Raw genomic sequence first — 19,624 nt, forward strand, 5'->3', positions numbered from 1 at the left:
GGGTTGAAAGCATGAAAACCTTCAGCACCCTCATCCTGCTCCGACAACATCGCAGCCTCTGCCTGGTCAGCGCCCGACTACCAGGCTGATTCGCGTCGCCTCGCCTCTTCATTTCGTTATCGCTCGGCAGGCCCGATCTCGGCCGCACACAAAAGGATTGCTTCCATGTCCATGCTCAAAGACCCATCGAAGAAGTACCGCGCCTTCCCGACCATCGACCTGCCGGACCGTACCTGGCCGTCGAAGACCATCACCGAAGCGCCGATCTGGTGCAGTTCGGACCTGCGTGATGGCAACCAGTCGCTGATCGAGCCGATGGACTCGGAGAAGAAGCTGCGCTTCTGGAAGACCCTGGTGCAGGTGGGCGTGAAGGAAATCGAAGCCTCGTTCCCCTCGGCCTCGCAGACCGACTTCGACTTCGTGCGCACCCTGATCGAAGACGGCCACATCCCGGACGACACCACCATCCAGGTGCTCACCCAGGCCCGTGAAGACCTGATCGCCCGTACCTTCGAGTCGCTGCGCGGGGCGAAGAAGGCCATCGTCCACCTGTACAACGCCACCAGCCCGTCGTTCCGCCGCATCGTCTTCAACCAGGACAAGCAAGGCGTGAAGGACATCGCGGTGAACGCGGCCAAGCTGTTCGTCAAGTATGCCGCCCAGCAGCCGGAAACCCAGTGGACCTTCCAGTACTCGCCGGAAACCTTCAGCGCCACCGAGATGGACTTCGCCAAGGAAGTCTGCGACGCGGTCATCGAGGTGTGGAACCCGACCCCTGAGCACAAGGTGATCCTCAACCTGCCGGCCACCGTGGAAGTGTCCACGCCGAACATCTACGCCGACCAGATCGAGTGGTTCTGCCGCAATGTCAGCCGCCGTGACAGCGTGATCATCAGCCTGCACTGCCACAACGACCGCGGCACCGGTATTGCCGCCACCGAGCTGGGCCTGATGGCCGGCGCCGACCGCGCCGAAGGCTGCCTGTTCGGCAACGGCGAGCGTACCGGCAACGTCGACCTGGTGACCCTGGCGCTGAACCTCTACACCCAGGGCATCGACCCGCTGCTGGACTTCTCCGACATCGACGGCGTACGCAAGGTAGTCGAAGAGTGCAACCAGTTGCCGGTGCATCCGCGCCACCCGTATGTCGGCGACCTGGTCCACACCGCGTTCTCCGGCTCGCACCAGGACGCCATCCGCAAAGGCTTCGCCAAGCAGCAGGAAGGCGAGCTGTGGGAAGTACCGTACCTGCCGATCGACCCGGCCGACATCGGCCGCAGCTACGAGGCGGTGATCCGCGTCAACAGCCAGTCGGGCAAGGGCGGCATCACCTACCTGCTCGAGCAGGAATACGGCATCAGCCTGCCACGCCGCATGCAGATCGAGTTCAGCCAGGTGGTACAGGGTGAAACCGACCGCCTCGGCCTGGAAATGACCGCCCAGCAGATCTACACCCTGCTGCACAAGGAATACCTCCAGGCCAACGCCCCGTACGCGCTGGTCAGCCACCGCCTGCAGGAAGAAAACGGCAACAGCGCCGTGGAAGTGGAAGTCGCCGGCGAAGGCGAAACCACCCTGCACTGGCGCGGCAAGGGCAACGGTGCCCTGGAAGCACTGGTCGCAGGCCTGCCGGTAGCCGTGGAAATCATGGACTACAACGAGCACGCCATCGGTGCCGGCACCAACGCCAAGGCGGCGGCCTACATCGAACTGCGCGTGGCCGGCGGCCGTCCGGTGCATGGCGTGGGTATCGACGAGAACATCACCACCGCCAGCTTCAAGGCCCTGTTCAGCGCGCTGAACCGCTCGCTGAGCCAGCAGGAAGCCAAGGCGGCCTGAGCAGTCCGGCATTAGAAGAAAGCCCGCATCGTTCGATGCGGGCTTTTTTGTTGGCCTGTGCTGGCCTCTTCGCGGGTGAACCCGCTCCCACAAGGACCTCACAGCATTCGAAAGCTGTGCAGTACCTGTGGGAGCGGGTTCACCCGCGAAGAGGCCAGCACAGGCCACACAAGAACATCAGGCAAAAAAAAGGGGCGCCGACCAAGCGCCCCCACAAGCCGTAAAGCACACAACAAATTCAGTTGGCGTCCAGCAACGCCATCGCCTCGGCACTGCACGCTTCGATCCGCGCCCAGTCACCGTTCTTGATCCAGCTGCTGTCGAGCATCCAGGTACCGCCCACGCACATCACGTTGGGCAGCGCCATGTAATTGCGCACATTGGCCGGGTTGACCCCGCCGGTCGGGCAGAAGCGGATATCGCCGAACGGGCCGGCAAAGGCCTTGATCGCCGCCACGCCACCGCTGATTTCCGCCGGGAACAGCTTGAAGCGGCGATAACCCAGTCCGTAGCCCATCATGATCTCCGACGGCGTGCTGATGCCTGGCAGCAGCGGGATCTCGCTGTCCACGCCCGCCTCGAGAATGTCCTGGGTGATGCCCGGGGTGACGACGAACTGCGCGCCGGCGGCCTCGACTGCCGCGAACATGCCGCGGTCGAGCACGGTACCGGCGCCCACGCACAGCTCCGGGCGCTGCTCGCGCAGGACCTGGATGGCCTTCAGGCCGTGCTGCGAGCGCAAGGTCACTTCCAGGGTGCGGATGCCACCGGCGGCCAGGGCATCGGCCAGCGGCAGGATATCTTCCTCACGGGCGATGGTGATTACCGGCAGGATGCGCGCCTTGTCGCAGATGGCGTCGATCCGGGCGGCCTTCTCGGCCATCGAGAGCTTTGGCTGTGGGCGTTCAAGGGTGGTCATGACAGTGGATCCTTGGCTCATGGGCACCAGTAGATGTCCAGGGGGGCGTGAAGAAAGGCGCGAATCGGCATTTCCGAAAGGTCGTTGCCCGCCAGCGCGGCGCGCAGGCTGGCGAGTTTGCCCGGGCCTTGCACGGCCAGGGCGATAAAGGCGGCGCCGGCCAGCAGCGGGCGGGTCAACGTCAGGCGCTGGTGCGGCACGCTTGGCGCCAGCATTGGCAGGCAGCGGCGCTTGCCGGCCAGGTCCAGGCCTTCGCCGAGGTTCGGGCTGCCCGGGAACAGCGAGGCGGTATGGCCATCGTCGCCCATGCCCAGCACCAGCACATCGATTGCCGGCAGGTCAGCCAGCACCTGGTCGGCATGGGCTGCGGCGGCCTCGAGGTTCTCGGCCTGCTGATAAAGTCCGATGAAGCGGGCCTTGGCCGCCGGACCCTTGAGCAGGTGACGGGCCAGCAGGCCGGCGTTGCTGTCGGCATGCTCCACCGGTACCCAGCGCTCGTCGGCCAGGCTGACGGTCACTTTCGACCAGTCCAGCGCTTCGGCCGCCAGCTTCTCGAGGAACGGCACCGGGCTGCGCCCACCGGACAGCACCACGCAGGCCTGGCCTTTGGCGGCGATGGCCGCGCGCAAGCGCTCGGCCACGTCATGCGCCAGGGTCGCGGCCAGTGCCTGGCCATCGGCCAGCGAATGCGCCTTCACGGCCGCCGGCAGTTGCAGTTCAGATATCGCCATACCAGGCCCTCCCATCACGTGTGATCAATGCAATCGAGCTCATCGGCCCCCAGGAACCGGCCGCGTAGGGCTTGGGGGCGTCTCCGGCGTTGCGCCAGCCGGCGATCAACTGGTCGCACCACTTCCAGGCGTATTCGATCTCGTCCTTGCGCACGAACAGGTTCTGGTTGCCGCGCATCACTTCGAGCAGCAGCCGCTCGTAGGCATCCGGAATCCGCGCGCTGCGCCAGGTGTCGGAAAAATTCAGCTGCAACGGGCCACTGCGCAGTTGCATGCCCTTGTCCAGCCCCTGCTCCTTGGTCATCACGCGCAAGGAAATGCCTTCGTCCGGCTGCAGGCGGATGATCAGCTTGTTGCCGATCTGCAGGCGCTGCTCCGGGGCGAAGATGTAGTGCGGCGTTTCCTTGAAGTGGATGACGATCTGCGACAGCTTCTGCGGCATGCGCTTGCCGGTGCGCAGGTAGAACGGCACGCCCGACCAGCGCCAGTTGCGGATGTCGGCGCGCAGGGCGACGAAGGTTTCGGTGTCGCTCTGGGCGTTGGCGTTGTCTTCCTCCAGGTAACCCGGCACCGGCTTGCCGTCGCTGTAGCCGGCGATGTACTGGCCCCGCACCACGCTGGTGCTCAAGCCCTCGCCAGTGATCGGTGCCAGTGCCTTGAGCACCTTGACCTTCTCGTCGCGGATGCTGTCGGCCGACAAGTCGCTGGGTGGGTCCATGGCGATCAGGCACAGCAACTGCAACAGGTGGTTCTGGATCATGTCGCGCAGTTGCCCGGCCTTGTCGAAGTAGCCCCAGCGGCCTTCGATGCCGACCTTCTCGGCCACGGTGATTTCCACGTGGGAGATGGAGTTCTGGTTCCACTGGGTTTCGAACAGGCTGTTGGCAAAGCGCAGGGCGATCAGGTTCTGCACCGTCTCCTTGCCCAGGTAGTGGTCGATTCGGTAGACGCGGTTTTCCGGGAAGAACCGCGCCACGGCATCGTTGACCCGGCGCGATGACTCAAGGTCATGGCCGATGGGCTTTTCCAGTACCACCCGGGTGCGCGGCGCCAGGCCGGCCTTGTCGAGGTTCTCGCAGATCGCGCCATAGACCGCCGCCGCCGTGGCGAAGTAGGCGATCAACGGCTGCTCGCCCGGCGACAGCTCGGCCAGGGCGTGATAGCCCTCGGGCTGGAGGAAATCCAGGTGCTGGTAGCTCAGCCGCGCGAGGAAGCGGCCCAGGGCGGCGGGCTCGATGTCAGCGTCGGGCACGTGCCGGCGCAGGTGCGCCTCGATGGTATTCAGGTGATCCTGTGCGCTGCCGGCCTCACGGGCCAGCGCCAGCAGGCGCGTGTCCGGGTGCAGGAGGTTGGCACGGTCGAGCTGGTAGAGCGCGGGAAACAGCTTGCGCAATGCCAGGTCGCCCAGGGCGCCAAACAGGGCAAAGGTGCAAGGTTCGACACTGATCGCAGCCATGATGTTGGTTCTTTCCCAAAGTTGGCCTAGGAATACCGCTTTCACACACGGTTTTCAAGGGATAATGTAGTAAAAACCACAACATTGCACATAAGCATTACAGACAAGTGGTGCGTCAATCACGCCGACAGTACGATAGACCACCGTGCAAAAAGCCTGCTGCTTCCACAGCCGGCTGTCTTCCCGACCCAAGGACTACACCCATGGACCGCGTGCGCAACCTCCTGGAACAGATCCAGGGCCGCCTCGACGAGCTGAACAAGGCCGAACGCAAAGTCGCCGAAGTCATCCTGCTCAACCCGCAACAAGCCACCCGCTTCAGCATCGCCGCGCTGGCCCAGGCGGCCAAGGTCAGCGAGCCGACCGTCAACCGCTTCTGCCGCTCGTTCGGCGTCAGCGGCTACCCCGAGCTCAAGCTGCAGCTGGCGCAGAGCCTGGCCAGCGGCGCCGCCTACGTGAGCCGCGCGGTGGAGGCCGACGACGACCCGGCGGCCTACACCCAGAAAATCTTCGGCAGCGCCATCGCCTCGCTCGACAGCGCCTGCCAGCAACTCGACCCGCAGCAGGTCAGCCGCGCCGTGGACATGATGATCCAGGCCCGGCAGATCCACTTCTTCGGCCTCGGCGCCTCGGCCCCGGTGGCCCTCGATGCCCAGCACAAGTTCTTCCGCTTCAACCTGGCAGTGTCGGCCCATGCCGACGTGCTGATGCAGCGCATGCTGGCCTCGGTGGCGCACACCGGCGACCTGTTCGTGATCATTTCCTATACCGGGCGCACCCGCGAACTGGTCGAAGTGGCGCGCGTAGCCCGGGAGAACGGCGCCTCGGTGCTCGGCCTGACCGCAGCCGGCTCGCCCCTGGCCCAGGCCTGCAGCCTGAGCCTGAACATCCCGCTGCCGGAGGATACCGACATCTACATGCCGATGACCTCGCGAATCATCCAGCTGACCGTGCTCGACGTGCTGGCCACGGGCATGACCCTGCGCCGCGGCGTCGACTTCCAGCCGCACCTGCGCAAGATCAAGGAAAGCCTCAACGCCAGCCGCTATCCGATCGAGGACGACGAACTCAACTGAGCCGGTGCGCCTGCAAGCGCAGGTGCGCGCGCTGCCCCGGCGCCAGGCTCAGGCCCTCGCCACTGCCGCTGGCCGCCTCGACGCAGACGAAGCCCTGGCTTTCACGGCCGCTCACACCCATCAATGGCCGGTTGCCGGGGTGCCAGACCACGGTGTCGTCGCTATCGCCGGTGTCGATGCACAGTTCGCGCTGCCAGGCCGGGTCCTGCAGCTGCACCCGCGGTGTACCCGGGTAGACCTTCTGGCAGCCACCCTTGAGCTTCAGCGCGCCCTCTTGCCGACAAGCCTGGCGACTGAGGCGATCGTAGCCTTCGATATCCTCGAGCCCGGACAGCGCTATCTCGGACACGTCGCTGATCCGCCAGTAGGCCAGCAGCGCATGGCTCAGCTGGCACGGTTCGCTGTCCTGGTGCTCGGTGCTCAGGCTCAGTTCCATGCGGCTGCCCAGGCGCGCGTGCAGGTCGACCTGCCAGTCGCACAGGTCCAGGCGCCACTTCAAGGTCACGCCCTCCTCGTCCTCGCGGCTGTCCACCAGCTTCCAGTCCAATAGCCGCGCCCAGCCGTGGGCCGGCCACAGGTCCTCGCTGGGGTGGCGGCCGTACCAGGGCCAGCACACCGGCACGCCACCACGGATCGCGCCAACTTGCGGCCACTGCTCGGCGCACCACAGCCAGGGCCGTTCGCCAGCCGGCTGGAAGTGCAGCAACTGGGCGCCCTGGCGGCTGAACACCGCCTGGCAACGGGGATGATCGATGATCAGCACATCGCGCTGCTGGTAACGCTCCCACTCGAATGTCGGCCGGGGCCGCTGCGAGGAAAAGAAGCGATGTAGCGGATGTTCGGGCATGGTTCCAAGCTCTTGTTGTTTGAGATAGCGCTGTCTCGGCCTGTTCCCGACAACCACTGCAAGCCAGTGGGTGCCGGGAGCCGATTTGGATTGGCGTAAATTTACAACAAATGTGCTTAGAAAGACGACTGAATCTTCAAGCCTGCGACCAGCGCGTTGTCCACGTCATCGACGCCGCCCGGACTCTTGATGTACTGCAGGTTGGGCCGTACGGTCAGCCAGTTGGTGACGTGGAAACCGTAGTAGAGCTCGGCGTTGTACTCGGTGCGCTGCAGCGGCACGAAGCCTGGGTTGTCGTAATCGTCGATGCCGCTCTGGGCATTGAGCAGTTCGGCGCGTTTCTTCACGTCGTCATTCACATGAATGCGCGCCACGCCAAAGCCGATGTCGTCCTTGGGCCGCGCGTCGAAGGCGCCCTTGTAGACCAGGCCGATCTGCTGGTAGTTGTCGACCACGTTGGTGGCCTTGTCGTGCACGGTGAAGTTGGCGAACAGGCTCAGGCCGCGGTTGACGTCGCCGCCCTGGGCGGTGATTTGCTGCTGGGCCACCACCCACCAGCCATGCTTGCTGGAATGGGACTTGAACGCCTCGCCGGTCAGGGCCTGGGGATTGCCGTTGATGTCGTCATACACGTCATCGGCCTTGGCCGTGCTGTAGTAGTAGCCCAGGCGGTACTCGCCCGGCAGGCCGTTGACCTTCGGCGACCAGACCATTTCCACCGGCAGGATCGCGCCCTTGGTGCCACTGCCGCTGAGCTTGAAGCCGTTGCCGGTCTCGAGGTTCGACGGGTTCTGCTCGTAGGCGCCGACCTGCACGAAGAATTCTGGCGTGATGTTGTACTTGACCCGCAGCGCCCACTGGCTGACCGGCCAGTTGTACCAGATGCCGCCGACCCAGTTGCCCACCTGGGAACCGCAGAACGCCAGGTTCTGGAAGTCGCAGGGGAAGCTGTTGAAGTCCTCGCCTTCACCGAAACGGCCGACCTTGATGTCCAGGGCGCCGTCGAAGTACTTCTGCTTGACCCACATCTGCGTCAGCCGCCAGGTCTGGCCACGGCCCCAGACTTCCTGCACCGAGCTGAACTGCCCGGCGCGCGGGTCGCTGATGCGGTCGTTGGACAGATTACGGCCGCTGCGCTCGGTGATCGCCAGCTTGAACTCGGCATCGTGCCAGCCGAAGATCTTCTGCAGGTCCAGGTGCGCGCCGAGGGCGAACTGGTCGCTGTAGCGTGCGGTCTTGTCGTCGTTGTAGCCGCCGTGCAGGTTGCCGGCCACCTCGCCGACGTAGTCGAGGGTGAAGTCATAGCCCTTGTCGAGCAGCTCGGTGCGGGCGCCGCCCCAGTCACCGGTCATCCATTTCGATTCGCTGGAAAATGCCTCGGCAGCTTGCGCGCCACTGCTGCCGACCACGGCCAGCAGGGCCAGTGAACCCAACGTCCTGATGCGATTGCGCTGTTCCATCCCTTTGCGTCCTCTTTTTTCTTATTGATGGTGTAGACGATTCAGCGGCCCTTGAAGTGAGCCACGTTGTCCTTTACGGCGGTGCTACTGTGCGGATTCAGGTGCAGGCGCTCGCCGCTGTCAGCGTCGAACAGCAGGACGCGCGCCGGGTCGAACTGCAGGTTCAGGCTATCGCCGACGCGGCAGGCCACATCCGGGGCCAGGCGGCAGCAGACCTTGGTCTGGTTGAGGGTGACGAACACCAGCAGGTCCGGCCCGGTGGGCTCGGTCACCTGCACTTCGGCACGGATCCCCGGCAGGCCATTGCCCTCGCCCAGGGCGATCTGCTCGGGGCGGATGCCGAGCATGATCTCGCGCCCCTCCAGCCCTTCGCTGGCCGGCCCCAGCGGCAGCTCGCAGCGCGCCTGGCCGCTGTCGAGCAGCGCCACCAGGCGCCCGTCCTGGTGGGCCAGGCGCGCGGCAATGAAGTTCATCGGCGGCGAACCGATGAAGCTGGCGACGAACTGGTTGGCCGGGTCGTTGTAGATCTGCTGGGGGGTGCCGAATTGCTGGATGATGCCGTCCTTCATCACCGCCACCTTGTCACCCAGGGTCATGGCCTCGATCTGGTCGTGGGTGACGTACACGGTGGTGGTCTTCAGGCGCTGGTGCATCAGCTTCATTTCGGTACGCATCTCGACCCGCAGCTTGGCGTCGAGGTTGGACAGCGGCTCGTCGAACAGGTAGATCTTCGGCCGCCGCGCCAGCGCCCGGCCCATGGCCACGCGCTGCTGCTGGCCGCCGGAGAGCTGTGCCGGCTTGCGCGCCAGCAGGTGTTCGATCTGCAGCAGCTTGGCCACTCGCGCCACTTCTTCGTCGATGGCCACCTGGGGCATCTTGCGGATCTTCAGGCCGAACTCGATGTTCTCGCGCACGCTCATGGTCGGGTACAGCGCATACGACTGGAACACCATGGCGATGTCACGGTCCTTGGGGCTCATGCCGCTGACATCCTGGTCGTCGATGAGGATCGCGCCGCCGGTGATGTTCTCGAGCCCGGCGATGCAGTTCATCAGGGTCGACTTGCCGCAGCCCGAGGGGCCGACCAGGATCAGGAACTCGCCGTCCTTGATCGACAGCTGGATGTCCTTGAGGGTGTCCGGCAGGCCGCTGCCGTAGGTCTTGTTCACATTGCGAAGTTCGAGCGTTGCCATGTTTTACCCCTTGACCGCGCCGGCCGTGAGCCCGCGGACGAAATACTTGCCTGCCACCACGTAGACCAGCAGGGTTGGCAGGCCGGCGATCATCGCCGCCGCCATGTCGACGTTGTATTCCTTGGCCCCGGTGCTGGTGTTGACCAGGTTGTTAAGGGCCACGGTGATCGGTTGCGAGTCGCCGCTGGAGAACACCACCCCGAACAGGAAGTCGTTCCAGATCTGGGTGAACTGCCAGATCAGGCAGACCATGATGATCGGCGTCGACATCGGCAGGATGATGCGGCGGAAGATGGTGAAGAACCCGGCGCCGTCCAGGCGCGCGGCCTTGACCAGTGCATCGGGGATGCTCACGTAGAAGTTGCGGAAGAACAGCGTGGTAAAGGCCAGCCCGTAGACCACGTGCACCAGCACCAGGCCGGTGGTGGTGCTGGCCAGGCCGAGCTTGCCGAGGGTGAACGAGGCCGGCAGCAGCACGGTCTGGAACGGCAGGAAGCAGCCGAACAGCAGCAGGCCGAAGAACAGCTGCGAGCCACGGAAGCGCCACATCGACAGCACATAGCCGTTCAGCGCGCCGATGGCGGTGGAAATCAGCACCGCCGGCACGGTGATCATGATCGAGTTCCAGAAGTAGCCGCTGACCGTGCCCCAGGCCTTGACCCAGCCGATGCCGGTGAACACCGCCGGCCAGCTGAGCAGGTTGCCGGTGCTGATGTCTTCCGGCGACTTGAAGCTGGTCAGCAGCATCACCACCAGTGGTACCAGGTACAGCAGCACCGCGGCCAGCAGCACCGCGTGGATGGCGATGCGGCTGGGGCTCAGCGCCGGTTTGTCCAATGGGCTATGCATGGCGCTTGCTCCGCAGTTCCGAGTACAGGTACGGCACCAGGATCGCCAGGATCGCCCCGAGCATCAGGATCGCACTGGCCGAGCCCATGCCCATCTGGCCGCGGCTGAAGGTGAACGAATACATGAACATCGCCGGCAGGTCGGAGGAATAGCCCGGGCCGCCGGCGGTCATCGCCGCCACCAGGTCGAAGCTCTTGATGGCGATGTGCGAGAGGATCATCAGCGCACTGAAGAACACCGGGCGCAGGCTCGGCAGCACCACGGTCCAGTAGATGCGCGGCAGGCTGGCGCCGTCGATCTGCGCGGCGCGGATGATCGATTGGTCGACGCCGCGCAGGCCGGCGAGGAACATCGCCATGATGAAACCCGAGGCCTGCCACACGGCGGCGATCACCAGGCAGTACACCACCCGGTCAGGGTCGATCAGCCAGTCCAGGCGAAAGCCCTCCCAGCCCCAGTCGCGCAGCAGCTTGTCCAGGCCCATGCCGGGGTTGAGCAGCCACTTCCAGGCGGTGCCGGTGACGATCATCGACAGCGCCATCGGGTAAAGGTAGATGGTGCGGATGAAACCCTCGCGGCGGATGCGCTGGTCCAGCAGCACTGCCAGCAGCACGCCGATGGCCAGGCTGATGGCGATGAACAGGCCACCGAACACCGCCAGGTTCTTGCTCGCCACCCACCAGCGGTCGTTGTCGAACAGCCGGGCGTATTGTGCCAAGCCCGCCCACTTGTAGGTCGGCAGGAAGGTCGAGGTGGTGAAGGAGAGGACGAAGGTCCACAGGATGTAGCCGTAGAAGCCCACCAGGACGATGAACATGCTCGGCGCCAGCACCAGTTTCGGCAGCCAGCGCTGTAGCGCGTCCAGGGGGGAGGCCCGCAGTTGGGCGGTTACTGTTGTCATGGGTCACCTAATCGCACTGCCGCATCCTGTAGGAGCGGCCTTGTGTCGCGAAAGGGCTGCGCAGCAGCCCCAAAACCGGAGCATCCGGCCTGTCAGGCAGGCGGTGGCTTGAAGTCCCTGGGGCTGCCATGCAGCCCTTTCGCGACACAAGGCCGCTCCTACAGCCGGGACCGTATCAGCCTTTACTTGGCCGCCTTGATCGCCGCCGCCAGCTTCTTCGCCGCATCGGCCGGGTCGGCCTTGGGGTCGTTGATGTAGTTGGTCACCACATCGAAGAACGCGCCCTGCACGGCCAGGGTGGTGGCCATGTTGTGCGCCATGCTCGGCTGCAGGCCGCCGGTCTTGGCGTCGGCCAGGAAGTCCTTGGCCGAGGTCTGGGCGCAGGCGTCGAAGCCGTACTTGCCCATGTCGGCGAGCATGTCGTTGCGCACCGGGATCGAACCCTTGTTGGTGCTGAAGACCTTCTGGAAGTCCTGGCCCAGCACCTTGCGGGCGATGTCCTGCTGCCCCGCCGCAGTGCCGGCGTCCTTCTGCTTGAACACCACCAGCGAGTCGATGTTGTAGAGGAAGGCCTTGTCGGTACCCGGGAACGGCACGCACTGGTAGTCCTTGCCGGCGACTTTCTTCGCCAGGGTCCACTCGCTCTTGGCCCAGTCGCCCATGATCTGCATGCCGGCCTTGCCGTTGATGACCTTGGCGGCTTCCAGGTTCCAGTCCTGGCCCTTGCCGTCAGGGTCCATGTAGGTGGCGACCTTCTTCAGCTCGGTGAGCGCCTTGACCATCTCGGGGCCAGTCAGCGCCTTGTCGTCCAGGTCGACCATGGCCTTCTTGTAGCCATCGGCGCCCATCACCGCCAGCACCACGCTTTCGAACACGGTGCTGTCCTGCCACGGCTGGCCACCGTGGGCGAGCGGGATGAAGCCTTTGGCCTTGAGCTTGTCGGCGGCGGCGTAGAACTCGTCGAGGGTGACCGGCGGTTTGTCGATGCCGGCCGCCTTGAACACCTCGGGGTTGATCCACAGCCAGTTGATGCGGTGGATGTTCACCGGCACGGCCACATAGTCGCCTTCGTACTTGACGGTGTCGGCGACCTTCCTGTCGAGCAGGCTGTCCCACTTTTCCTGCTTGGCGACATCCTTCAGCACTTCGGTGTCGAGCAGGCCGGTGGCAGCCCAGTCCTGGATGTCCGGGCCCTTGATCTGGGCCACACCTGGCGGGTTGCCGGCCACCGCGCGGCTCTTGAGCACGGTCATGGCGGTGGCGCCACCGCCACCGGCGACGGCACCGTCCTTCCAGGTGAAGCCATCTTTCTCGACCTGGGCCTTGAGCACATCGACGGCAGCTTTTTCGCCGCCAGACGTCCACCAGTGCACCACTTCGACGCTGCCTTTGGAATCGGCGGCGGAGGCACTGAGCGGGAGGAGCGAAGCGAGGGAGATCGCGGCAGCGAGACGGAGCGTGGAGTTCATCGAATGTACCTTTCTCGTTTCTTGTTGTTATGCCTGGCAAGTCGGTCGCTTGCATGACATGGAGTCTAATCAGCGCGCCCGCCGCGTCAGGTAACGAAGCGATGCGCGAATGTCAGCGTTTGGTTACATAGCCCGCCAGGGCGGTGGCCAGGCTCGGGGCCAGCGGCAGCCCGGGCAGCAGCACGGCCTGGTAGGCGTGATAAAGGTCGGGCTTGCCAGGCCAGATGGTCGCGGCCGGCCGGTTCTCAGGGTCGAGTTCGTGGTGCCAGCTGCCGGCCTCGCAGTCGATGAAATGGCGGTCGATGAAGTCCCAGAAGGTGCGGTACCAGCGCTCGTACTGCGCCTCACCGGTACGTCGCAGCAAGGCCGCGGCGCTGGCACAGGCCTCGGCATGCACCCAGTGCAGGCGTTCGCGCACCACCGGCTGGTTGTCCCAGTCCAGCGTGTAGACGATGCCCTTGCCGCCATCGACATGCCAGGCATCGCGGCAGGCGCTGTCGAACAACCCCCGGGCGCACTCCAGCAACCATGGCGGCGTGTGCAGCCCGGCCTGCAGGCGCGCTGCCTCCAGGTGCAGGAGCAGCCGCGCCCATTCGAAGGCATGCCCGGGCGTGGTGCCGTAGGGCCGGAAATGGTCGGCGGGGTTGTCGCGGTTGTAGTGCGGCAAGGGCTGCCAGTGCCCGTCGAAATGCTCGACCACCCGATAGTCGTTGGCGGCGGCATGGTGCTGGACGATGCGCAGGGCGATGCGCAGCGCACGGTCGAGCCACAGCGTGTCGCCGGTGACATCGGCCAGGGCGAGGAACGCTTCGGTGGCGTGCATGTTGCTATTGGCGCCGCGGTAAGCCTCGGCCTGCTGCCAGTCACTGGAGAACGATTCGCGCAAGGCGCCCTGCTCCTCGCTCCAGAAACGCGCCTCGATGACGCGAATGGCGTCCACCAGCAAGCCCTGTGCGCCGACCGCGCCGGCCACCACGGCGGAACTGGCGGCCAGGGCGACGAAGGCATGCAGGTAGGCCGCCTTGCTGTTGTCGCCGAGCCCACGGGGCCGGGCGAACCAGCCACCGTCACGGGCGTCCTGCAGCGGCCCGCGCAGGGCATTGATGCCGTGCTCGACCAGCGGCAGGCAGCCCGGCACACCCTGCAGATGGGCCAGTGCGAAGCTGTGGGTCATGCGCGTGGTGTGCAGGGTTTCGGCACTTGCCCCGTCAGGCAGACGGCCCCGCGCGTCCAGGGCGCCGAAGCCGTCGGGCAGCGCAGAGGCCTTGGCGAAGGCCAGCAGGCGCAGGCCTTCGGCCTGAAGCCAGGCGTTGTGCAGCGGGGCGTCGAGCCAACTGCCGGAGGGGAGATCGAGGTTGTCCATGGGCCAGCTGGTTCCTTGCCAGTCTTTTGCGAATAGTAGCCAGCCGTCCTGGCCGGGATGTCACGAACGCCTGCTGTTATGTCACTGCACCGTGACATTTCTATGGCCTGTACCGGCCCTTTCGCGGGCAGCCCGCTCCCACAGGGATCGCGCAATGTTCAAGGCAGGGGCAAATCCTGTGGGAGCGGGCTTGCCCGCGAAAGGGCCGGTACAGGCGGCAGAGAAACTCAATCCATACCCCGTGGCAGATACAGCGTCACCCGCAATCCGCCCTCGCGCAGGTTCAGCAGGCTGACCTCGCCGCCATGGCTATGGGCGATATTGCGCGCAATCCCCAGCCCGAGCCCATACCCCTGTTGCTTGCCGGCCAGCCGGAAATGCGGCTCGAACACCTGCTCCAGCTGCTGCTGCGGCACACCTGGCCCCTGGTCATCGACCTGCAGGACGAACGCCTCGGCATTGTCGATGATCCGCAAACGCGCCCGCTCGCCATACTTGATGGCGTTGTCGATCAAGTTGCCGATACAGCGTCGCAGCGCCAGCGGCTTGCCCGGATAAGGTGCCCGGGCCTGCCCCTCGAGGGTGATGCGGCCATCCCCCAGATAGGGCTCGGCCAGCATCTCCAGCACCTGGTTGAGGTCGATCGCCTCGATGTTCTCGTGGATATCGGTGTCCTTCACGCACTGCAGGGCACCTTTGACCAGCAGTTCCAGCTCATCCAGGTCCTGGCTGAACTTGGCCTGCATGCGCTCGTCCTCCAGCAGCTCCACGCGCAGGCGCAGGCGGGTGATCGGTGTGCGCAGGTCGTGGGAGATGGCGCTGAACAACTGCGAACGCTCGGTCAGGTAACGGCTGATGCGCTCGCGCATGCTGTTGAACGCCCGCCCGACCTCGACCACTTCGCTGCCGCCGCCCTCGGCCACCGGCGCCACGTCGGCCCCCAGCGACATCTCGCGGGCAGCGCGCGCCAGGCGCTTGAGCGGCCAGCTCTGCCAGTGCACCAGCAAGCCGATGAACAGCAGCAGCAAGGCGGTGGTCATGACGATGAAGCCGATCTGCTGGCGTGGCAGGCGTTCGGCCTCGAGGCTGGTGTAGGGCTCGGGCAGCAACGAGGCGATGTACAGCCACTCGCCTTCGCCCAGGCGGATCTGCGTCACCAGCACGGGCGGGTTGAGCGGCTCCAGGGTCAGCGAATAGTGCGCCCAGGAGCGCGGCAGTTCGTCCAGCTTGAGTCCGCTGTTGAAGATGCGCAGGTCATCGGGGCTGACGAACTCGACGGAAATCTCCATCTGCGCCCCCAGGCGCTCGTGCAGTACCTGCTGGAAAACGTCGATCACCGCCTGCTTGCGTGGCGTGATCGGCAACACCGGCATGTCCAGCGGCTTGACGTTGAGCGACACGAAGAAACGCGTACCGCCCATGCTGCGCAACTGGTCGAGGACCATCGGCCGGTAGGCCACCGGCAACGAACGGAAGTAGCTGACACTGGCACTCATGGAGTGGGCCAGGCTGCCGGCACTGGCCCTCAGGCCCTGCAACTGGCTGGCGCGCAGCTGGGCCACCCAGATCAGGCTCGACAGCCCCTGGGCCAACAGCACCACCAGCAAGGTCAGCAGCAGCATGCGCCCCAGCAACGAGCGCGGCAGCAGCCGCCAGCGCCGCTCAGGAAGCACGGCAGACATGGGCAGCCAGCAGGTAGCCACTGCCACGCACGGTGCGGATCAGCCGCGGCGGCTTGTCGGTGTCGCGCAGGCGCTGGCGCAGGCGGCTGACCGCCATGTCGACGATGCGGTCCAGGGGCATCGGCTCGCGGCCACGGGTGGCGTTGCCGATGGTGTCGCGGTCGAGGATCTGCTGCGGGTTGTCGAGAAACAGCTTGAGCAGGGCGAAGTCGGCGCCGGAAAGGATGACCTCTTCGCCATCACGATGGAACAGGCGGTGGCTGACCGTGTCCAGGCGCCAGTCGTCGAAGGCCAGCACGGCGCTGGCCGGCGCGGCCTGGCCGAATTCGGCGCGGCGCAACAGGGCCTTGATGCGCGCTTGCAGTTCACGCGGGCTGAACGGCTTGCCGAGGTAGTCGTCGGCGCCCAGCTCCAGGCCGATGACCCGGTCGGCCTCGTCGGAGCTGGCGGTCAGCATGATGATCGGCACCCGCGCCTGGCGCGGATGCTGGCGCACCCAGCGGCACAGGCTGAAGCCGTCTTCGTCGGGCAGCATGACGTCGAGGATCACCAGGTCGCAGGGGGTGGTTTCCAGGGCCCGGCGAAAGCCCTGGCCATCGGCTTCGGCATGCACCTGCAGGCCGGCGCGGCTCAGGTAGGTTTGCAGCAGTTCACGGATTTCCTGGTCGTCGTCGACCATCAGGATCGTCTTGCCGGCAGTGCTCAAGGTGTCCCGCCCTCTTTTTGTCACAGGTCTTCTTCGCCTGCTTTGCCGATGGGGCTGCTGCGCAGCCCTTTCGCGACACAAGGCCGCTCCTACAGGGGAAGCATTCTGTGTCGCGAAAGGGCCGCAAAGCGGCCCCATTCATGATTTCAGTGATCCAGCGTTTGCTGTAATGCCACCCCCGCGCCCAACAGTCCAGAGAATTCCGCCGTCACCAGCCACACCGGCACGCCAGCGAAGTAGCCGCTCATGCAGCCCTTGTCGGCGAAACTCTGGGCAAAGCCGCTGCGCAGGAACAGCTCGGCAAAGCGCGGGATCACGCCGCCGACAATATAAACCCCGCCGCGCGCGCCGAGCGTCAGGACATTGTTACCGGCTACCCTGCCGAGGAAGCGGCAGAACTGCTCGATCACCGCCAGCGCCCGTGGCTCGCCGCCCAGCGCCGCATCGGTGATCTGCGCCGGGGAAGTATGTCGCGGTATGTCGCCGTCCAGCGCACAGATGGCCTGGTACAACCGCACCAGGCCACCGCCGCTGAGCACGGTCTCGGCGCTGACGTGGCCGATCTGCCCGTGCAACTGTTGCTGGATCGCTGCCTCGCGGGCATTGCCCACCGGCAGGTCGACATGCCCGCCCTCGCCCGGCAGCGCCTGCCAGTGCTGCTCGCCCAGGCGCAGCAGGCTGCCGACGCCCAGGCCCGTGCCTGGGCCGATCACCAGCGCCGGCCGCGCCGGGTCCGCCTTGCCGGCGCAGACCTCACGGTATTCACCCGGTTGCAGACGGGTCATGCCCAGGGCCTGGGCGGAGAAGTCGTTGATCAGCAACAGCCGCTCGACCTGCAAGGTCTGGCAAAAAGCCTTGTGGCTGAGCCGCCAGTGGTTGTTGGTGAAGCGGAATTCGTCGCCATCGACCGGCCCGGCCACCGCCAGGCACACCGCCGCCAGGCCGCCACGGGCGATGCCGTGGCCGTGCAGGTAGGCCTCGATGGCCTGTTCCGGGCTGGTGTAGTCCGCCGTGGCGAACACCTTCACCTGGTACAGCTGGTTGTCACGCCACAACGCAAAACGGGCATTGGTGCCACCGATGTCGCCAACCAGCAGGTCCTTCATTTGAGGTTCTCCAGTCCCGAAGTAAAGGCGCTCGCCCCCTGTTCGGCGGGGCTGAACGCCATGCGCATGAAGCCGAACAGCTCGCGCCCGCAGCCCAGGTCGTTGCCCTGGGGCGCGGCGGGCAGGTCACGGCTGGCCAGTTCCTCGGCCGAGACCATCACCCGCAGCGTGCCTTCGACGCCATCGACGCGCACGATATCACCATCTCGCACCCGTGCCAGCGGACCACCGTCATAGGCTTCCGGGCAGACGTGAATGGCCGCCGGGATCTTGCCCGAGGCACCGGACATGCGCCCGTCGGTAACCAGCGCGACCTTGTAGCCGCGGTCCTGCAGCACGCCAAGGAACGGCGTCAGCTTGTGCAGCTCGGGCATGCCGTTGCAACGCGGGCCCTGGAAGCGCACCACGGCGACGAAGTCACGCTCCAGCTCGCCGGCCTTGAACGCATCGGCCAGCGACTGCTGGTCATGGAACACCCGCGCCGGCGCCTCGACCACCTGGTGTTCGACCGCCACGGCGGAGACCTTCATCACGCCACGGCCGAGGTTGCCTTCCATCACCCGCAACCCGCCCTCGGCCGAGAACGGCCGCGCCACCGGGCGCAGGATGCTTTCGTCGAGGCTCTGCTGCGGGCCTTCGCGCCAGACCAGCTTGCCGTTGTCGAGGAACGGCTCCTGGGTGTAGCGGCGCAGGCCATGGCCGGCCACGGTGTTGACGTCCTCGTGCAGCAGCCCGGCGTCGAGCAGCTCGCGGATCAGGAACGCCATGCCGCCGGCCGCCTGGAAGTGGTTGATGTCGGCCTTGCCGTTGGGGTAGACGTGGGACAGGGTCGGCACCACTTCGGAGAGGTCGGCCATGTCCTGCCAGGTCAGCTGGATGCCTGCCGCCTGGGCGATCGCCGGGATGTGCAGGGTGTGGTTGGTCGAGCCGCCGGTGGCGTGCAGGGCGACGATCGAGTTGACCAGCGCCTTCTCGTCGACGATCTCGCCCAGCGGCATGAAGCTGCCGCTGGCCTTGGTCATGCGCGTGACCTGCTGCGCCGCCTCGGCGGTGAGCGCGTCGCGCAGCGGTGTGTAGGGGTTGACGAACGAGGCGCCCGGCAGGTGCAGGCCCATCACCTCCATCACCAGCTGGTTGGTGTTGGCGGTGCCGTAGAAGGTGCAGGTGCCGGGGCTGTGGTAGGACTTCATCTCCGACTCCAGCAGCTCCTCGCGGCTGGCCTTGCCTTCGGCATAGCGCTGGCGCACATCGGCCTTCTGCTTGTTGGAGATGCCGGAAGCCATCGGCCCGCCCGGGACGAAAATGGTCGGCAGGTGGCCGAAGCGCAGCGCCCCCATCATCAGGCCGGGGACGATCTTGTCGCAGATACCGAGCATCAGCGCGGCGTCGAACATGTTGTGCGACAGCGCCACGGCAGTGGACATGGCGATCACTTCGCGGCTGGCGATGGCCAGTTCCATGCCCGGCTCGCCCTGGGTCACGCCGTCGCACATGGCCGGCACGCCACCGGCGAACTGGCCGACCGAGCCGACTTCGCGCAGGGCCTGCTTGATCTGCTCGGGGAAGTGCAGGTACGGCTGGTGCGCCGAGAGCATGTCGTTGTAGGCCGAGACGATGGCCACGTTGGCCGCGTTCATCAGGCGCAGGGCCTGCTTGTCCTCGCTGCCGCACCCTGCCACGCCGTGGGCGAAGTTGGCGCACTGCAGGCTGGCGCGCATGGGGCCGTCGCTGGCCGCGCCGCGGATCAGCCGCAGGTAGCGCTCGCGGGTGGCACGGCTGCGTTCGATCAGCCGTTGGGTGACCTCAAGGATGCGCGGATGCATGTACTGGACTCCAGGCTAATTGTAAGGGCGGTTTACCGGGCATTTCCCCTCCAAACGATTGCGGCCTAGGCTCAAGGTAAAGGAGCCCGTGGCAACCGGGGAGGCACTGCGCCCAACCACTCGTTGTATGTTTAAACAAAATACTGCCATCAAAAAGGCTTGTTTTCTATCAGCCAGTGAATAATCTTGTAATTCCAACAACAA

Annotated in this window: 16 protein-coding genes; 2 read left to right on the forward strand and 14 right to left on the reverse strand. The window is 65.6% G+C overall.

Features of this window, described 5'->3' with window-relative positions:
• Nucleotides 1-165 precede the first annotated feature (165 nt).
• Nucleotides 166-1,839, forward strand: coding sequence for a 2-isopropylmalate synthase (leuA, locus tag ACIP21_RS17225; protein ID WP_400689785.1), 1,674 nt, complete (start codon nt 166-168; stop codon nt 1,837-1,839).
• 238 nt (nt 1,840-2,077) lie between these two features.
• Here leuA and ACIP21_RS17230 read toward each other — a convergent pair whose 3' ends face one another.
• The 3 genes from ACIP21_RS17230 to zwf are packed head-to-tail and all read right to left on the reverse strand — an operon-like array spanning nt 2,078 to nt 4,945.
• Entirely contained in the window at nt 2,078-2,758 is a 681-nt protein-coding gene (locus ACIP21_RS17230) for a bifunctional 4-hydroxy-2-oxoglutarate aldolase/2-dehydro-3-deoxy-phosphogluconate aldolase (RefSeq protein WP_400689788.1), read from the reverse strand.
• A 17-nt stretch (nt 2,759-2,775) separates the two neighbouring features.
• Nucleotides 2,776-3,489: a 6-phosphogluconolactonase gene (gene pgl / locus ACIP21_RS17235; RefSeq protein ID WP_400689790.1), complete on the reverse strand. Its 714-nt coding sequence runs from the start codon at nt 3,487-3,489 to the stop codon at nt 2,776-2,778.
• Nucleotides 3,476-4,945 (reverse strand): glucose-6-phosphate dehydrogenase, encoded by a 1,470-nt coding sequence (zwf, locus tag ACIP21_RS17240; RefSeq protein ID WP_400689793.1) that lies wholly within the window; start codon nt 4,943-4,945, stop codon nt 3,476-3,478. The genes pgl and zwf overlap by 14 nt, the downstream gene beginning before the upstream one ends.
• Nucleotides 4,946-5,157: 212 nt before the next feature.
• Between zwf and hexR the strand changes: the two genes are divergently transcribed.
• The gene (hexR, locus tag ACIP21_RS17245; RefSeq protein WP_400690227.1) at nt 5,158-6,021 is read left to right on the forward strand and encodes a DNA-binding transcriptional regulator HexR; all 864 of its coding nucleotides are present in this window, start codon (nt 5,158-5,160) and stop codon (nt 6,019-6,021) included.
• Here hexR and ACIP21_RS17250 read toward each other — a convergent pair.
• The 11 genes from ACIP21_RS17250 to edd all read right to left on the reverse strand — a co-directional run bounded on the left by ACIP21_RS17250 (nt 6,014) and on the right by edd (nt 19,420).
• Complete coding sequence (locus ACIP21_RS17250; RefSeq protein WP_400689795.1) at nt 6,014-6,868, reverse strand: D-hexose-6-phosphate mutarotase; 855 nt, start codon at nt 6,866-6,868, stop codon at nt 6,014-6,016. The two genes, hexR and ACIP21_RS17250, sit on opposite strands and share 8 nt — an antisense overlap.
• A gap of 116 nt (nt 6,869-6,984) precedes the next feature.
• A complete protein-coding gene (locus ACIP21_RS17255; protein ID WP_400689797.1) occupies nt 6,985-8,328 on the reverse strand; it encodes a carbohydrate porin in 1,344 nt (447 codons plus the stop codon).
• 41 nt (nt 8,329-8,369) lie between these two features.
• On the reverse strand, nt 8,370-9,521 hold the full coding sequence (locus ACIP21_RS17260) for an ABC transporter ATP-binding protein (protein ID WP_400689799.1): 1,152 nt from the start codon (nt 9,519-9,521) through the stop codon (nt 8,370-8,372).
• A 3-nt stretch (nt 9,522-9,524) separates the two neighbouring features.
• Nucleotides 9,525-10,370 (reverse strand): carbohydrate ABC transporter permease, encoded by an 846-nt coding sequence (locus ACIP21_RS17265; protein ID WP_400689801.1) that lies wholly within the window; start codon nt 10,368-10,370, stop codon nt 9,525-9,527.
• Complete coding sequence (locus ACIP21_RS17270; protein WP_400689802.1) at nt 10,363-11,271, reverse strand: carbohydrate ABC transporter permease; 909 nt, start codon at nt 11,269-11,271, stop codon at nt 10,363-10,365. Before ACIP21_RS17270 ends, ACIP21_RS17265 begins: the two co-directional genes overlap by 8 nt.
• 182 nt (nt 11,272-11,453) lie before the next feature.
• On the reverse strand, nt 11,454-12,740 hold the full coding sequence (locus ACIP21_RS17275) for an ABC transporter substrate-binding protein (protein ID WP_400689803.1): 1,287 nt from the start codon (nt 12,738-12,740) through the stop codon (nt 11,454-11,456).
• A 112-nt stretch (nt 12,741-12,852) separates the two neighbouring features.
• Nucleotides 12,853-14,103 carry an AGE family epimerase/isomerase gene (locus ACIP21_RS17280; RefSeq protein WP_400689806.1) on the reverse strand — a complete coding sequence of 417 codons (1,251 nt, stop codon included), beginning with the start codon at nt 14,101-14,103 and terminating at the stop codon, nt 12,853-12,855.
• A 227-nt stretch (nt 14,104-14,330) separates the two neighbouring features.
• Complete coding sequence (locus tag ACIP21_RS17285; protein ID WP_400689809.1) at nt 14,331-15,785, reverse strand: ATP-binding protein; 1,455 nt, start codon at nt 15,783-15,785, stop codon at nt 14,331-14,333.
• Nucleotides 15,766-16,464 (reverse strand): two-component system response regulator GltR, encoded by a 699-nt coding sequence (gene gltR, locus ACIP21_RS17290; protein ID WP_400690229.1) that lies wholly within the window; start codon nt 16,462-16,464, stop codon nt 15,766-15,768. Before gltR ends, ACIP21_RS17285 begins: the two co-directional genes overlap by 20 nt.
• 173 nt (nt 16,465-16,637) lie before the next feature.
• Nucleotides 16,638-17,597, reverse strand: a complete 960-nt coding sequence (locus tag ACIP21_RS17295; RefSeq protein ID WP_400689812.1) for a glucokinase — start codon at nt 17,595-17,597, stop codon at nt 16,638-16,640.
• Nucleotides 17,594-19,420, reverse strand: a complete 1,827-nt coding sequence (gene edd / locus ACIP21_RS17300; protein ID WP_400689815.1) for a phosphogluconate dehydratase — start codon at nt 19,418-19,420, stop codon at nt 17,594-17,596. Before edd ends, ACIP21_RS17295 begins: the two co-directional genes overlap by 4 nt.
• Nucleotides 19,421-19,624 lie beyond the last annotated feature (204 nt).

The organism is Pseudomonas sp. NPDC089401 (assembly GCF_044749485.1).
Lineage (GTDB): Bacteria > Pseudomonadota > Gammaproteobacteria > Pseudomonadales > Pseudomonadaceae > Aquipseudomonas.

What these genes read in the sequence shown, in the direction of transcription:
- leuA (WP_400689785.1), top strand. Translation starts at nt 166, where the DNA reads ATGTCCATGCTCAAAGACCCATCGAAGAAGTACCGCGCCTTCCCGACC.
- ACIP21_RS17230 (WP_400689788.1), bottom strand. Translation starts at nt 2,758, where the DNA reads ATGACCACCCTTGAACGCCCACAGCCAAAGCTCTCGATGGCCGAGAAG.
- pgl (WP_400689790.1), bottom strand. Translation starts at nt 3,489, where the DNA reads ATGGCGATATCTGAACTGCAACTGCCGGCGGCCGTGAAGGCGCATTCG.
- zwf (WP_400689793.1), bottom strand. Translation starts at nt 4,945, where the DNA reads ATGGCTGCGATCAGTGTCGAACCTTGCACCTTTGCCCTGTTTGGCGCC.
- ACIP21_RS17250 (WP_400689795.1), bottom strand. Translation starts at nt 6,868, where the DNA reads ATGCCCGAACATCCGCTACATCGCTTCTTTTCCTCGCAGCGGCCCCGG.
- ACIP21_RS17255 (WP_400689797.1), bottom strand. Translation starts at nt 8,328, where the DNA reads ATGGAACAGCGCAATCGCATCAGGACGTTGGGTTCACTGGCCCTGCTG.
- ACIP21_RS17260 (WP_400689799.1), bottom strand. Translation starts at nt 9,521, where the DNA reads ATGGCAACGCTCGAACTTCGCAATGTGAACAAGACCTACGGCAGCGGC.
- ACIP21_RS17265 (WP_400689801.1), bottom strand. Translation starts at nt 10,370, where the DNA reads ATGCATAGCCCATTGGACAAACCGGCGCTGAGCCCCAGCCGCATCGCC.
- ACIP21_RS17270 (WP_400689802.1), bottom strand. Translation starts at nt 11,271, where the DNA reads ATGACAACAGTAACCGCCCAACTGCGGGCCTCCCCCCTGGACGCGCTA.
- ACIP21_RS17275 (WP_400689803.1), bottom strand. Translation starts at nt 12,740, where the DNA reads ATGAACTCCACGCTCCGTCTCGCTGCCGCGATCTCCCTCGCTTCGCTC.
- ACIP21_RS17280 (WP_400689806.1), bottom strand. Translation starts at nt 14,103, where the DNA reads ATGGACAACCTCGATCTCCCCTCCGGCAGTTGGCTCGACGCCCCGCTG.
- ACIP21_RS17285 (WP_400689809.1), bottom strand. Translation starts at nt 15,785, where the DNA reads ATGTCTGCCGTGCTTCCTGAGCGGCGCTGGCGGCTGCTGCCGCGCTCG.
- gltR (WP_400690229.1), bottom strand. Translation starts at nt 16,464, where the DNA reads ATGGTCGACGACGACCAGGAAATCCGTGAACTGCTGCAAACCTACCTG.
- ACIP21_RS17295 (WP_400689812.1), bottom strand. Translation starts at nt 17,597, where the DNA reads ATGAAGGACCTGCTGGTTGGCGACATCGGTGGCACCAATGCCCGTTTT.
- edd (WP_400689815.1), bottom strand. Translation starts at nt 19,420, where the DNA reads ATGCATCCGCGCATCCTTGAGGTCACCCAACGGCTGATCGAACGCAGC.